12 protein-coding genes and 2 pseudogenes are annotated in these 14,074 nt (G+C 39.7%); 8 read left to right on the top strand and 6 right to left on the bottom strand.

Annotated features, from left to right (window positions below):
* Positions 1-173 precede the first annotated feature (173 nt).
* Positions 174-440: pseudogene (locus tag ABEV15_RS03900) on the top strand (GTP 3',8-cyclase MoaA); the annotation flags it as partial.
* A gap of 40 nt (positions 441-480) precedes the next feature.
* Here the strand turns inward: ABEV15_RS03900 and ric are convergent.
* Positions 481-1,185 (bottom strand): iron-sulfur cluster repair di-iron protein, encoded by a 705-nt coding sequence (gene ric / locus ABEV15_RS03895; RefSeq protein ID WP_498852413.1) that lies wholly within the window; start codon positions 1,183-1,185, stop codon positions 481-483.
* Positions 1,186-1,463: 278 nt separating this feature from the next.
* On the opposite strand from ric, the gene ABEV15_RS03890 reads away from it, so the two are divergent.
* Positions 1,464-2,051: a cell wall hydrolase gene (locus tag ABEV15_RS03890; RefSeq protein ID WP_498852412.1), complete on the top strand. Its 588-nt coding sequence runs from the start codon at positions 1,464-1,466 to the stop codon at positions 2,049-2,051.
* A gap of 59 nt (positions 2,052-2,110) precedes the next feature.
* Here the strand turns inward: ABEV15_RS03890 and ABEV15_RS03885 are convergent, their stop codons facing one another.
* Entirely contained in the window at positions 2,111-2,272 is a 162-nt protein-coding gene (locus ABEV15_RS03885; RefSeq protein ID WP_003397421.1) for a type II toxin-antitoxin system antitoxin, read from the bottom strand.
* A gap of 13 nt (positions 2,273-2,285) precedes the next feature.
* A complete protein-coding gene (locus ABEV15_RS03880; protein WP_498852411.1) occupies positions 2,286-3,131 on the bottom strand; it encodes an SPFH domain-containing protein in 846 nt (281 codons plus the stop codon).
* Between the two features lie 151 nt (positions 3,132-3,282).
* Here ABEV15_RS03880 and ABEV15_RS03875 point away from each other — a divergent pair, with 151 nt between their 5' ends.
* The 4 genes from ABEV15_RS03875 to ABEV15_RS03860 all read left to right on the top strand — a co-directional run bounded on the left by ABEV15_RS03875 (position 3,283) and on the right by ABEV15_RS03860 (position 9,409).
* A complete protein-coding gene (locus ABEV15_RS03875) occupies positions 3,283-4,080 on the top strand; it encodes an ABC transporter ATP-binding protein (protein ID WP_498852410.1) in 798 nt (265 codons plus the stop codon).
* 194 nt (positions 4,081-4,274) lie between these two features.
* Positions 4,275-6,458 carry a malate synthase G gene (locus tag ABEV15_RS03870; protein ID WP_498852409.1) on the top strand — a complete coding sequence of 728 codons (2,184 nt, stop codon included), beginning with the start codon at positions 4,275-4,277 and terminating at the stop codon, positions 6,456-6,458.
* A 59-nt stretch (positions 6,459-6,517) separates the two neighbouring features.
* Entirely contained in the window at positions 6,518-7,282 is a 765-nt protein-coding gene (locus tag ABEV15_RS03865; protein WP_498852408.1) for an IclR family transcriptional regulator, read from the top strand.
* A 66-nt stretch (positions 7,283-7,348) separates the two neighbouring features.
* Positions 7,349-9,409, top strand: a complete 2,061-nt coding sequence (locus ABEV15_RS03860) for a GDYXXLXY domain-containing protein (protein WP_498852407.1) — start codon at positions 7,349-7,351, stop codon at positions 9,407-9,409.
* Positions 9,410-9,479: 70 nt separating this feature from the next.
* Here ABEV15_RS03860 and ABEV15_RS03855 read toward each other — a convergent pair whose 3' ends face one another.
* On the bottom strand, positions 9,480-10,244 hold the full coding sequence (locus ABEV15_RS03855; protein ID WP_498852406.1) for a CAP domain-containing protein: 765 nt from the start codon (positions 10,242-10,244) through the stop codon (positions 9,480-9,482).
* Positions 10,245-10,470: 226 nt separating this feature from the next.
* Here ABEV15_RS03855 and ABEV15_RS03850 point away from each other — a divergent pair.
* Together ABEV15_RS03850 and ABEV15_RS03845 are read left to right on the top strand one after the other, a co-directional pair.
* Positions 10,471-10,911, top strand: a pseudogene (locus ABEV15_RS03850) (PTS transporter subunit EIIC); the annotation flags it as partial.
* 485 nt (positions 10,912-11,396) lie between these two features.
* A complete protein-coding gene (locus ABEV15_RS03845) occupies positions 11,397-11,546 on the top strand; it encodes an ATP-binding protein (RefSeq protein WP_498852405.1) in 150 nt (49 codons plus the stop codon).
* 28 nt (positions 11,547-11,574) lie between these two features.
* Here ABEV15_RS03845 and ABEV15_RS03840 read toward each other — a convergent pair whose 3' ends face one another.
* Both ABEV15_RS03840 and ABEV15_RS03835 read right to left on the bottom strand, forming a co-directional pair.
* Positions 11,575-12,465, bottom strand: a complete 891-nt coding sequence (locus ABEV15_RS03840) for a response regulator (protein ID WP_498852404.1) — start codon at positions 12,463-12,465, stop codon at positions 11,575-11,577.
* A gap of 15 nt (positions 12,466-12,480) precedes the next feature.
* Positions 12,481-13,731, bottom strand: coding sequence for a sensor histidine kinase (locus tag ABEV15_RS03835; protein WP_192951045.1), 1,251 nt, complete (start codon positions 13,729-13,731; stop codon positions 12,481-12,483).
* Positions 13,732-14,074 lie beyond the last annotated feature (343 nt).

The raw sequence follows: 14,074 nt of genomic DNA, 5'->3' as shown, positions 1-14,074 counted from the left end.
AGTCTGTCTTTTTGTAGAATGTTTTCGGACGTTGTTTTTCCAATTGATATGGTATACTTGTTCGTAATACCGTTTTTGTTGTGTGGGCGATGTCACAGAGCGATGAACGGTTGTTTCCTATAGTGAAAATAGAACGATGCGTAAAATAATGATGGATAAAGAATTTATGCTTGGTCGGCTTTATTTCCTCGGTGACGGAATCTTTTTGCCAAAGCTGTACACGAGCGCGCATTGCTGCTAATGGGACGCTTTATACGTGCTTGTTCGCTACGGAAGGGGTATAATTGAAACAACTGTTGCGCCAAGGAGCAGATCGAACAGCGCTGAAACAGCTTATTGTTGATACGTGGAACAAGCGAACCGATCGTTATTCGGATGAGCGAACGGAGCAAACCGCGAAAATGCGCAAGAAAATCGAAATGTCCTATATTGGTGGATAAAAAATGGGATCGCTTTTATCAAGCGATCCTGTTTTACTGATTATTTCGCATTAGCAAGAATGCGTGGAAAGAGAATATTATTCTCAAGATGAATATGAGTGAATAGATCTTCCTCTAGCGCTTCAAGCCGATTGTAAACTAGTCGATACGTTCCGCATGCATCAAAAGGTGGTGTAAAATCGTTCGTGATTTTGCGAATTTCTTTAATGATATCTCCTGCCGTATCGTGTTCGGTAACAAGTTCTTCAATAACTTCTCTCATCGCTTGTTCATTTTCTTTTGTCGGATATTGTTCGAATTGGATGATTAATGGAAATGCTTTTGTTTCTTCTTTCATTAAATGTTGTTCTAGTTCGGTTTTTAGCTCATTGAACAGCTTATGCACTTCAACTAAGTGTGGTTGTGTGGGACCATGAACGCGTGCCACTTTTGTTACATATGGGCTAAGTTGTGGTAATTCTTCCATTAAAAAATGATGATGTTTTTGAACAATATGCTCGATTAAGTTTGTATAGGAAGCCTCCATCCAGTTTTTTTCTACCTTTTCAAGCGATTTTTCATACATTGATTGTAGCTCGCTTAAAATTGTTTCTATATCTAATTGTTTTTCAGCGAGCACTTCAGATAAGGAACGATTTCCACCACAACAAAAATCAATTTTATATGCTTTAAACAAATCGCTCGCTTTTGGGAACATCGCCACAATTTCACCGACCGTCGATTGTGCATTGAATATATTTTCCATAATTTTCTCCTCCGAAATGTATTGATATTTACAATGTAATCATATCTTCTTTTTTGTCTGTTTGTTGTGATGCTCATCACATGATTCTTGTGATTTTGGAAAAAACTTTGACAAATAAACTGTTCATATTGAAAGTATAATAGTTTATGAATAAATTTCCATATACCTTCTCGGGCTTTGAGCGCCATATGATCTGAAAGTTTTCCATAAATTAGATAATGATAGATTGCTAAATCCCTGCTAGTCTTATAAGCGAGCAATGGACTAGGAGGGATAACATGAGGAAATTACTCGCATTTGCTTCGTTTTGTATAGCTGCTATCTTTTTTTCAGCTGATGAAACGACTGCACAAACGATGGTTCATCATGTGAAGCCGGGGGAAACGCTTTGGACGATCGCAAAAAACTACAATGTTTCATTACTAGAACTACAACGAATCAATCATAAACAAACGGATGTTTTATTCGTTGGGGAAACGTTGCGTATCCCACAGCCGATCTCTCAAGCTGATAAAGACTTATTAGCTCGTCTCGTTCATGCAGAAGCAAAAGGGGAACCATATGCAGGAAAAGTAGCGGTGGCAACTGTCGTTTTGAACCGTGTCGATCATCCAAATTTCCCAAATACGATTCGTGAAGTCATTTATGATCGTTCAGGAGGATATTATGCGTTTACTCCTGTACAAAATGGCGAGATTAACAAACCAGCAGATCGAGAAGCGTATCGAGCGGTTGAAGAAGCCATTGCTTTTCGCGGTTTAGGAAGAGGATCATTGTATTTTTATAATCCAAAAACGGCGAAAAGCGAATGGATCCGCTCACGCCAAGTGACAGTTGTTATTGGAAACCATGTATTTGCGAAATAAAAGGTTTGTTTCATATGATTGAAGCGAAAGGTGTCCCAGAAAGTTTTTGGGACACCTTTCTACTTTTTATTTTCTTTCAAACGTCCTTCGCGCTTTGCTGCTTCACGCAGTAAAAATTCGATATGAGCATTCACGCTTCGAAATTCATCTTGTGCCCAACGTTCGATGATTTCATACAACTTTGGATCAATTCGTAGCGGGAAGTTTTTTTTCTTTGTCATTTCTTATCCACCGTCAGTATAACGTTCCGGCATTGATGACAGGTTGGGCTCCGCGATCAGAAATAATCGCCACCATCAAATTGTTAACCATATTTGCTTTTCTTTCCTCATCTAACTGCAAATGAGCTTCTTTGTCCAACTGTTCAATCGCCATTTTTGCCATGGAAACAGCACCCTCGACAATTTTTTTCCTTGCCGCTAAGATGGCGGTAGCTTGCTGGCGTTGTAACATCGCGTTTGCGATTTCTGCGGAGTATGCTAAGTGCGTTAAACGTGCTTCAATGACTTCGACACCGGCAACATTCAGACGTTCTTGCAGCTCTTTTGCTAATACTTCTGAGACAATGTCGGCGTTCCCACGTAACGAAATGTCGTCATTTTCAAATGTGTCATACGGATATTTTGTTGCGACGTGACGAATCGCTGTTTCACTCTGAATCTCAACGAATTGTTCGTAGTTATCTACATCAAATACGGCTTTCGCTGAATCAATGACCTTAAAAACGACGACAGCTGCAATTTCAATTGGATTTCCTTCAATATCATTCACTTTTAATTTGGCGCTGTTGAAGTTGCGAACACGTAATGAAACGGTTTTGCGAACGCTAAATGGAACCGTGAGGAATAAGCCGTTATCGCGAATGGTACCGATATATTTTCCAAAAAAGGTGACGACTTTTGCTTGATTAGGTTGCACCATCGTCATGCCTGTTGCCACTAAGAAAGCGAGAAAAACAAACAAAAGCGGAAGAACAGGTTGCATCTTCATAAAAAACAACCAAACAGCCCCTGCAAGCAACGTGATGATGAAAAATAGAGCGACGAATCCATTCATATACCATGCTTTTGTTTCTTTCATTTTTTCTCCTCCTAACATCATAAAGATATTTTTATGATATCACTTTTTTAATTATATGTAAATTGATTTTTGTTGAGTAATTAGTCAGAATTCTATATTATGGAATTTACTTGTTAGTTAAGAAACGGGTAATGCCGAGGGAGGCGAAATAATGGGTATTGTTCATGTGAACGAGTTAACGAAAATGTATAAAAACCATCGCGGAATTGAACATGTCACATTTTCGATTGAAGAAGGAGAAATTTTTGGGTTTATCGGGCCGAATGGGGCAGGAAAAAGCACAACGATTCGCACATTACTAAACTTCATTTATCCAACGAGCGGTAGCGCCACGATTTTTGGGAAAGATATTGTGAAAGATGCGAAGGAAATTCGGAGACATGTCGGTTACTTACCTTCTGAAGTGCACCATTATGATGATATGAAAGTAATTGATTTACTGATGTATTCTGGAGCATTTTACAAAGTATCGGATCGACGATTGAAACAGTTAGCTGAACGTCTTGATTTAGATATGCATAAAAAAATTGAAGATTTATCATTTGGTAATCGAAAAAAAGCAGGTATCGTTCAAGCGCTTTTGCACGAGCCGAAATTGTTAATTTTAGATGAACCAACAGGCGGATTAGATCCGCTCATGCAGCATACTTTTTTTGAACTTCTTTTAGAAGAACGTAAAAAAGGCGTGACTATTTTCTTCTCCTCACACATTCTTTCAGAAGTACAAAAGCTTTGCGATCGTGTAGCGATTATTAAAGAAGGGAAATTAATTCAAGTGGAAACGGTCGAGCATTTAAAATATGTTAGTCCGTTTAAATATGTCGATGCAGCACCAATTATTAACGAGCTTCAAATCGATCCGTTATACATGGTCTTGATGATTGTGATCATTAGTGTCAGCATTGTTTCAGCATATGTCATTTACCAGAAGAAAGATATTGTCGTATAGGGTGTTTTTCACTGTACGAAGCGTTTTGAATATGGTAAAATGCAAAGTTTATCAATCGTAAAGCAGGGTTGCCCCCTGTTTTTTAAATTGTCAGAAAATACTTGAAAATATGTGACTCATTATGGTATCATTTTCTTAGAAATTTATGAAACTATGTTTCGTAATACGCAACAGAAAAGGGAAGGGGAACGATGATGGGGGAATATGTACAAGTTGGACGTTTGCAAGTAGCTAAGTTGTTTTATGAGTTTATTGTTGAGGAAGTATTACCAAATAGCCAAGTGGATCCAAGGAAGTTTTGGGGAGATTTTGAACAACTCATTAATGAGTTAACACCAAAAAATAAAGCATTGCTTGAAAAACGTGATGAGCTGCAAGAAAAGATCAATGAATGGCATAAACAGCATCGTTCACAGTTCGACTTTGAACAATATAAATCATTTTTACAAGAAATCGGTTATTTAGAGCCAGAAGTCGAGGACTTTGAAATTACGACAGAAAATGTCGATGATGAAATTGCTAAACAGGCAGGACCGCAATTAGTTGTTCCGATTACAAATGCGCGCTATGCACTGAACGCAGCTAACGCTCGTTGGGGAAGTTTGTACGATGCGTTGTATGGAACAGATGTCATTAGTGAAGAAAATGGTGCGGAACGCGGGAAAGGATATAATCCGGTGCGCGGTGAAAAAGTCATCGCTTACGTTCGCACTTTTTTAGATGAAACGGTACCACTTCGCGGATATTCGCATAAGGATGCCGTTCAATATGCTGTCGTAAACGGCGTGTTAACCGTAACGGTAAAAGATGGGCAAGCGACAACGTTACGAGATGAGGAGAAATTTGTCGGGTACCAAGGTTCGCCTGAGCAACCGTCTGCCATTTTGTTAAAAAATAATGGTCTACATATTGAAATACAAGTGGATCGTAACCATCCGATCGGGCAGACTGATCTAGCAGGGATAAAGGACGTTTATGTAGAAGCAGCTTTAACAACAATTATGGATTGCGAAGATTCTGTTGCGGCAGTAGATGCGGAAGATAAAGTGCTTGTATATCGCAATTTGTTCGGTTTAGTTCGAGGTGATTTAACGGCGAGCTTCGCGAAAGGAAGCAAAACGGTTACACGCGAGCTAAATCCAGATCGTGTATATACAACGCCAAGTGGAGAAACACTCAACTTGCCAGGACGCTCACTTATGTTTGTACGCAACGTTGGTCACTTAATGACAAATAATACGATTTTGCTTGAAAACGGAGAAGAAGTGTATGAAGGCATTTTAGATGCGGTTGTAACGACGTTAATTATGAAGCATTCGCTTCTTGGTAATGGAAAATACGTCAATTCAAGAAAAGGTTCCATTTACATCGTGAAGCCAAAAATGCACGGTTCTGAAGAAGTGGCGTTTGCCAATGAATTGTTTGACCGTGTTGAAGATATGCTCGGTCTTGAACGAAACACGATTAAAATTGGTGTAATGGATGAAGAACGACGGACAACGTTGAATTTAAAAAATTGTATTTATCAAGTAAGAGATCGAATTGTTTTTATTAATACAGGCTTTTTAGATCGCACAGGAGATGAAATTCATACGTCCATGGAAGCGGGTCCGATGATTCGGAAAAACGAAATGAAATCATCGACATGGCTGCAAGGCTATGAAAAATCAAACGTTAGTGTGGGATTGGCGACAGGCTTTCAAGGACGTGCTCAAATTGGTAAAGGAATGTGGGCAATGCCAGATATGATGGCAGAGATGGTGAAGCAAAAAATCGCCCATCTTCAAGCGGGAGCAAATACAGCGTGGGTGCCGTCCCCAACAGCAGCGACGTTACATGCGCTTCATTACCATCAAGTAGATGTATTCGCGGTACAAGACGAATTGAAAAAGGATGTAAAGAACTATCGTGATGATATTTTACAAATTCCTGTCGCTATCAATCCGCAATGGACGCCAGAAGAGATTCAACAAGAGTTAGATAATAATGCACAAGGTATTCTTGGTTACGTTGTTCGTTGGATTGATCAAGGGATTGGATGTTCGAAAGTACCGGATATTCATAACATCGGTCTCATGGAAGATCGTGCAACGTTGCGTATTTCAAGTCAACATATTGCCAACTGGTTGCATCATGGCATTTGTACAAGAGAACAAGTACTTGAAACGCTAAAGCGAATGGCGAAAGTTGTTGATGAACAAAATGCAGACGACCCAGCATATCGACCAATGTCGACTGATTATGATAACTCAGTTGCTTTCCAAGCAGCATGCGATCTTGTTTTTAAAGGCTATGAGCAACCAAACGGCTATACGGAGCCAATTTTACATCGTCGTCGTTTAGAAGCAAAAGCAAAATATGCACATGTAAAACAATAGTAAGATGGAGGGCATTCTATACGAGTGCCCTCGTTATTATGTTAAAGGTGGGAAATGTAATGAGGGAAGATTCGTTTGTGAAATCAGTCAGCCGAGCATTGCAAATTGTCGATATGGTAAGCAACTATCGTCATGGCGTAGGGGTAACCGAAATTGCTAAGCAAATTGGCATTCATAAAAGCTCGGTGTATCGGTTATTATCAACGCTTGTTGAGCATGGGTATATCGAACAAGATGAAGAAACAGAGCGTTATAAACTTGGCTATAAATTTTTAGAAATGAGCTCGAAGTTGCTAGAATCGATTGATTTGCGAAAAGAAGCAAAACCGTATTTACGTGAGCTGGAACAAATAACGAATGAAGTGGTGCATCTTGTTGTGTACGATCAAGGTGAGGTGATTTATATTGAAAAATTGGACGGAAATGAAACGTTGCGCATGCATTCGAAAGTCGGAAAGCGAGCACCGATGCATTGTACAGCTGTCGGGAAAGCGATTTTAGCGCACTTACCAAAGCACGTTGTCATGGACGTTTTAGAAAGAAAAGGATTACCGCCACATACAGATTATACGATTACAGAGCGAGAGGTGTTGTTTCATGAACTTGAATGTGTTCGAAAACGCGGTTATGCGCTCGATTTAGAGGAAAACGAGTACGGCATCCGTTGCATAGCGGTGCCCATTTTTGATCACACAAAGCAAGTTGTTGCAGCAGTCAGCGTTTCTGGACCGACGATTCGAATGACTGATGAGCGCCTCGAACAGCTCTACGTACAAATGAAAAAGATAGGTAAGCAAATTTCCGAGCGGCTCGGGTATCGATGAATAATGTATACGTTTGGCTTCTAGTCATAGTATAATGTTAAAAAGGATGTTTAAGGAGGCCGCTTTATGGCACAACGTGTTGTGAAAACAACCTACTTGCTTGGGCTTTTGTTTCTCGTTTCAGCACTTGTTTATTTTTTTGCTTCGAATTGGCCGGAGCTTGGACGGTTGACGAAAGTCGGGATTGGTGCTGGGTTTATGATTTTGTTTTATAGCCTGAGTGCCACGGTTTTTCGCCATCATTTTTTTAGTAAATGGTTGCTTATTTTTGGGGCGATTACGTTCGGGATTTGTGTTGCATTAATTGGGCAAGTGTATAATTCACACGCTGATAGCTTTTTGTTGTTTTTTATTTGGTTTATTCCTACTGCTATTTTGGCATGGCTTACTCGCGGTCGATTTCTCTCTATATTCAGTTTTGGGTTGCTGCAGCTTACATTTTGGTTTTACTATTTTCCGTCTTCGTATCAAATTGAACGTGGAGAATGGCAGTCGTTTTTTATTTTATTGCTTTTTGCTGTAATAAATGGAATGATTGCACTTCTTGGGCGCTCATCCATCTTGTCTGTTCTATCGTATTTCGCGATGCATAGTTGGCTATTTGTCATATTTGTGCAAGGAATTTCTATGGATCGGTTTCATTTTTGGCCATACGCATATGCTGTTATTCTTGTGTTGTTTTTAATATATGTAAAAAAACAACCGTATTTTATATGTACTGTGCTATTTACAGGAATGTTTTGGGTCGTACAATATTTCCGTTTTGTTGAACGGCACTTTGGTGGGAATTGGTATATATTTGGGCTTGTATTAGCTGTCATCATCGTTTATATAGGCATTTATGTACTTCGCTGGATGAAAAGGCGAAGCAACGGAAAAGTAGAAAAAGTTTTCCTCGTTGCTTTTCAAATCATTGTCACAGGGGTTGCTTCAGTCATTGCAATTGGAAGTATCATGCAGTTGTTGACGTTTTGGTTCAATGTATTTTCTCCTTATTGGTTGTTAAGTATATCTATTTTCCTGTTTGTTGTTCCAGGATTGCTATGGAAAAGATGGAACGATGTTGTTCGTTACACGTTGCTTGCGATTGGATATATGCTCGGTGCGTTTAGCGTAACAGAGATTTCCTTTATCGTAATCAGTGTATATATCGCTGGATTATTTATTGTTTCATGGCGTATGCCAGCAGGTGTGCGAACGATGACGAATATCGCTGTTTCGCTTTATGCTGCTATGATGATGCTTGATGAATGGAGCGACATTCGTTTCACGTTATTTGCTGTATTTGTTTTTTACGGCATTATTTATTGGGTTACAAAACATACGTATGAGCGACTCGTGTTCCTCATTTTTTCATTCACTTCGTTTCTGTTATTGACGAGTGCTGATTTAGTTGAGATGGATTGGATGTATGTTGTATGGAACGTACTGTTTCTTTGCTTTGTTGCCTTTGTTCTCTTTTTCCGTACAAATGAAAAGGAACAATCGATTGCTTGGTTATATACTTTTTTGTTTTTGATTCTAAAGTATTATGAGTGGGTTTGGAGTTTATTGCATAAATCCATGACGTTAGCGATTGTTGGTATATGTTTATTGATCGTTGCTTCGGTCGTACAAAAAAGAAAAGCGATTTCGTTTTCTGTTACAAAGCAAAAATGGTTGCCGCTTTTTGTTGTCATGATTTTGCAAAGTGCTTTTATCATCTATGTGACGTTTGATAAAGAACAACATCTTCAATATGGTCAACAAATTAAATTACAGCTTGAACCAATTGATCCACGTTCGCTTATCCAAGGGGATTATGTACGCCTTCAATACAATATTTCGACGATTGAAGGAGTGAATGAGTGGGGAAAAGTGCAAGTCATTTTACGAAAGGATGAAGCGGGAATTCATCGATTAGTTGGCATTTATTCATTAAATGGAAAAAAACGAAATGGGGATATGTATCAAGAAGGGGATGTATTAGTAAACGGAAATATATATGGAGATACGATCATTTATGGAATTGAAACGTATTTTGTCCCTGAAAAAACAGGGGGAGACATACAACAGCGCGCTCGCTTTGCATATGTACGCGTGAGTGAGACAGGAGATGCGTTGTTAGAGAAAGTGTCTGAACAATGAGCATAACACCGCCGCCCCGTATGAAGACGGCGGTGTTTTTGATAGTTCGCTTCAAAGCAGCAAGGAAATTTTACTTCCCGATAAACATTTGTGTCCAGTAATTCCCATTTCCATCAAATCCAACACCGATATGTGTAAAGTTTCGATTTAAAATGTTGGCGCGGTGTCCTGCGCTATTCATCCATGCATTGACAACCTCTTGGGGTGTTCGCTGCCCTTTTGCGATGTTTTCCCCTGCTGTCCGATAAGAAACGCCAAAATCGCGCATCATATCAAATGGGGAGCCATATGTTGGGCTTGTATGCGAGAAATAATTATTTTTTCGCATATCTTCCGATTTTTTCTGAGCGACAGAGCTAAGTTGGGCATCAGCACGTAAGGCTGGAAGTCCTGCCCGAGCACGTTCTCTATTTGTCAAATCAATGACTTGTTGTGCATATTGGCTAATACTTGTTGTCGGTGTTGTCTGTCTTGGTTGCTGCTGAGCTGGTTGTTGTGTTTGTCTGTTCGGTTGTGTTGGTGTTACTTGATTTGGACGTTGATACGCGTTTGGTGCTGGCGTATAAGGTCTTGGTTGCATATACATTCTTTGCTGTTCCATCAACGATCGTTCAATTTGTGTGCGCAGATTGGCTGCGTCTTTCGGATCGATTGGAACAAATTTATAACGAGCTTCTTGAATCAATATCGCTTTTGTATGGGGATATTGATCGCTAGATAGCGTTGTATGCAAAGCAGAAATGTTTGAACGATTGTTCATATCCATTGCGTTGTTACAGCCAACAATGGCAAGTAAACTTAAGGCGGCAATGGATTTTGTCAACTTTGCTATCATTTGCTCATCCCTCCTTGGCATATTTCATCGTCATGCACCGTTAGTTTTTACAATGATGAGGCAAACTAAAGATGGGAATGGTTGAGAAATGTTTTTTCCTCTTTTTGTTTTTTAAAAATGACAAGATTGTGACAGACAAAATGATGTTTACTTTAAATTGAATACAATCTGTAAGCGCTTTAATATAAAGCTATAGCAAGACCAAATAAACAAAGGAGGAGAGAACATGGAAAATCAAACAGGTTTTCGTGTGAAAGTGCAACGTTTTGGCAGTTATTTAAGCGGAATGATTATGCCAAACATTGGGGCATTTATTGCGTGGGGAATTATTACTGCATTATTCATCCCAACAGGTTGGTTGCCAAATGAAACATTCGCTAAATTAGTTGGCCCAATGATTACGTATTTATTGCCATTATTAATCGGTTATACAGGCGGAAAAATGATTTATGACGTTCGCGGTGGAGTCGTCGGTGCAACGGCAACAATGGGGGTTATTGTCGGTTCAGACATTCCAATGTTTTTAGGGGCCATGATCATGGGTCCACTTGGAGGATATGCAATCAAACAGTTTGACAAGCTATTCCACGGAAAAGTCAAACAAGGTTTTGAAATGTTAGTGAACAACTTTTCAGCAGGTATTATTGGCGGATTGCTCACATTTGTTTAAAATACATGGAGATGTCAAGTAACAAACGAGAACCGGCTAGTGTACAAAGAAAAAGACATACTAGTGCTTTGATCGATTTTTAGGAAGCATGAACATCTTCTTCACTCCTTTATCTTTTTTTATTATATCTCATCAATGGCTTTTTAGGGATAAACGATCATAAAAAACCCCTGTTGCTTATTGTCGTTGTTTTCCATAGAATGATAGAGTCAAACTATTACAGATAGGTGAATACATTTCATGAAACGATTATTTGCACACTATATGTGACGCTCATTTCTTTGTTTGGGTGTGCATTATTTCTATACGTATGGCCATTTTCTAGTGTGCATGTGAAAGAGCAGTGATTGTTGTTATTGTTGTTTGCTAGCTCGGCAGTTTTGTTAAGTAGGTATGTGATATATTTACCACCTAATGGGAATGCTTTCGCTTTAGGGTCTTCCGTTTACCTGTCTCTACTTTTTATTTATAGTTTGCATTTTATGACAACGAAACCGTTAGGGACAGGCTTAGGGTTAACGATTGTCAAACGAATTGTTGAAAACCATGGCGGAACGATTGCGCTTTATGACAGTTCGGAGAAAGGAACGACGTTTGTCATCAGCTTGCCGATTGGGCGAAAAGAAGAATAGAAAAAGTGTCCGTTACGGGCACCTTTTTCTATCCATTTTTTATCTCCATATAAAAAGCGGTTAAAAATTTTTTTACGTTAATGCGACATTTTGTTGCTTTTTCCCCAGCTTCTAACTCTTGCATGCGCAGGCGAATTTCTTCAAAGTCAAACAAGCGTGGAGCGAAATGTTCAAATGTCGGGTTTGTGTAGTCAGCTAATCCGAGCGATGATAAATGTGTAAACGCTTGTAACACCATACGGCGAATGCGTTGTTCCATGGCACGTATTTCTTTTTGAACTAATGGTTCCTCTTTATATACCCGCTGCAATGTTTGGGCATATAGCTCTTTTAATGGTGGCAAGTCATGAATCGATCTCCCTTGCTGTTCTTGATCAAAAAGCCAACGTATAATAGCTAATAAGTCGGCTGTTCCTGCTTCGCCAGCGATGCCTAAAACGAGAAGAAGCTGTCGGGCTTTTTGTTCGAGCGTTGGTTCATGATTGGTGGCTGTTGGTTGCTTTGTATTTTCTAACGTTTGCACGAGACGACGAATCGAGTCGAGCGATGAAGCAACAGAAAGGTAATCGGCCACCCGTTTTAAAACGGAGACGACTTCGTAACGATTAATCGGTTTATGAATGTATGTATCGATGCCGTGAAGATACGCTTGGCCAATCATTTCTTTATTTTCTACTTGAGAAATCATAACAAATGGACCGGTAAACCCTTGAGCACGCAACTTTTTGATCGTTTGAATGCCGTCAAGCCCTGGCATAAGCAAATCGATCAGCACAACGTCAACACCATATAGCTGATCAATCGATACGTGCAGCCCGTCTTCGGCTTGTCCAACGACTTCCCCAAGCCCGCTTTCATGAATGATTTTTTCTAACATTTTTCTTACAACTGCGTCATCTTCAATGAGAAAAAAGCGCATGGCATCCTCCCCTTATCATAGTTGTTTGCTAGGAATGTTGACTTGAAACTGTGTCCGACCGTTCTCATCGGTTGTTAATGTGATTTTTCCGTTGAAACTATGAACAATTTCTTTTGCGTGCGTCAGCCCAATGCCAGTGGACGGGTTGCCGTGTTCATCGTATTTTGTCGTAAAGCCGAGCTGAAACACCCAATCCCGTTCGTCTTCTGGGATTCCGAGACCGGAATCAGTAACAATAAAGACGATATCCTCGCCATCAAGTTCAGCGCGAAGATCAATCCATCCTGATGACGGAATCGCTTCTACCGCATTGGCAACTAAATTATTTAAGACGGAAAGAAGAGCGTAAACGTGCCGCGTCGATAAGTCGAGATCGCACGTCCATTGAAAAATAATTTCTTTTTTCAACAATTCCGCGTATTTTTTATTCGCACGAACGACCATGCCGCAAAGTTCAGAGATTGATAAGTATAAATCTCGCCGTTCTTGGTTAATTAATTCTGATAGACCAGCTAAAATGCGCTGCGAATCTTTTTTTACTTCGTGGACATGTTCGGCGATATAGAGCGCCATACTTGGCTCAATCGTTTGACCGTCTATTAACCTTGTATATAGCTCATAGCTTTTGCGTGTAATGTCTTCCATATGGCTCATTGACTTACGTAAGTAAAATGCTTCTTCATAGAGGCTGGCGTTCATCATGACAAGCCGTTCAATCTCTTGTCGCCGCGCTTCTCCTAACGTTTGCATTTGCTGAATCATTAATATGTTATATAGTCCGACAACACAAAAACTTCGTAAAATTCCGAATAAAATAAGCATAAAAAACGTTTCATGCGTCATGGCGATCGTTTCGCCTGTTAGATGGCGAACAAACAGCTCAACGATATTTGAAGCGAAATCAATGCTTGCGCCAAGCAACGCCACATAAATGGGAAGCTCCATATAATTACGGAGACGAAGCACATGAACAAATAGGGAAAAAGCGACATAATAGCACGCAGCCGGCAGATGAGAAAGCAGGCTGTCGCTCCAAGAGACGTCTTTCATTAGTAGGTCAATGCTTGTACGAAACAAGGAAATAAAAAGCCCTGTCAACACACCCGTCCATATAACCGGCACCGTTCGAAACCAAATAAGCCCGAAAAAGAAAACGGCGCTTCCAAGTGAAAAGCGAAACGAACTCCCAAACGGATTTACTTTCATTTCTCCGAAGAAAGCGGTAGCGATGATAAGAAGGAAGATTGGTAGCATTCGTTCGCGCATAGGTGATCTCCCATGTTTTTCATTTATTTTTATCGTATCAGCCGTTGGATGTTCTTGTAAATATTGTTTTTATTGGAGTTTTTAAACAAAAATACTAAAAACCTGAATCCGTCATGGATTGACATCGACTTTGACTTTTTTGCTGGTTTTATGGATGTGTGATCCACCATTCCCTTTTTATGTTTAAAACAGATGTCATCTTCACTCTCAGAAATGAAATAAATATCTTTTTTAGGTATATAAACCAAAGAAAAAACAAAAAAGGACAGAGGGTTAGGATGAGTACAGAATTGCGAACAATCGTTCGTTATGCTCCTTCTCTCCATTTTATGTAAATGTTCAG

The organism is Bhargavaea massiliensis (genome assembly GCF_050480245.1).
Classification (GTDB): Bacteria; Bacillota; Bacilli; order Bacillales; family Anoxybacillaceae; genus Anoxybacillus.
Note: the sequence above shows the minus strand (reverse complement) of the source record. Positions and strands in the feature narration are given on the sequence as shown.

Bases quoted from the DNA above. Each gene is read 5' to 3' on its own strand.
- ric (WP_498852413.1), bottom strand. From the start codon at position 1,185: ATGGAAAATATATTCAATGCACAATCGACGGTCGGTGAAATTGTGGCG.
- ABEV15_RS03890 (WP_498852412.1), top strand. From the start codon at position 1,464: ATGAGGAAATTACTCGCATTTGCTTCGTTTTGTATAGCTGCTATCTTT.
- ABEV15_RS03885 (WP_003397421.1), bottom strand. From the start codon at position 2,272: ATGACAAAGAAAAAAAACTTCCCGCTACGAATTGATCCAAAGTTGTAT.
- ABEV15_RS03880 (WP_498852411.1), bottom strand. From the start codon at position 3,131: ATGAAAGAAACAAAAGCATGGTATATGAATGGATTCGTCGCTCTATTT.
- ABEV15_RS03875 (WP_498852410.1), top strand. From the start codon at position 3,283: ATGGGTATTGTTCATGTGAACGAGTTAACGAAAATGTATAAAAACCAT.
- ABEV15_RS03870 (WP_498852409.1), top strand. From the start codon at position 4,275: ATGGGGGAATATGTACAAGTTGGACGTTTGCAAGTAGCTAAGTTGTTT.
- ABEV15_RS03865 (WP_498852408.1), top strand. From the start codon at position 6,518: ATGAGGGAAGATTCGTTTGTGAAATCAGTCAGCCGAGCATTGCAAATT.
- ABEV15_RS03860 (WP_498852407.1), top strand. From the start codon at position 7,349: ATGGCACAACGTGTTGTGAAAACAACCTACTTGCTTGGGCTTTTGTTT.
- ABEV15_RS03855 (WP_498852406.1), bottom strand. From the start codon at position 10,244: ATGATAGCAAAGTTGACAAAATCCATTGCCGCCTTAAGTTTACTTGCC.
- ABEV15_RS03845 (WP_498852405.1), top strand. From the start codon at position 11,397: ATGACAACGAAACCGTTAGGGACAGGCTTAGGGTTAACGATTGTCAAA.
- ABEV15_RS03840 (WP_498852404.1), bottom strand. From the start codon at position 12,465: ATGCGCTTTTTTCTCATTGAAGATGACGCAGTTGTAAGAAAAATGTTA.
- ABEV15_RS03835 (WP_192951045.1), bottom strand. From the start codon at position 13,731: ATGCGCGAACGAATGCTACCAATCTTCCTTCTTATCATCGCTACCGCT.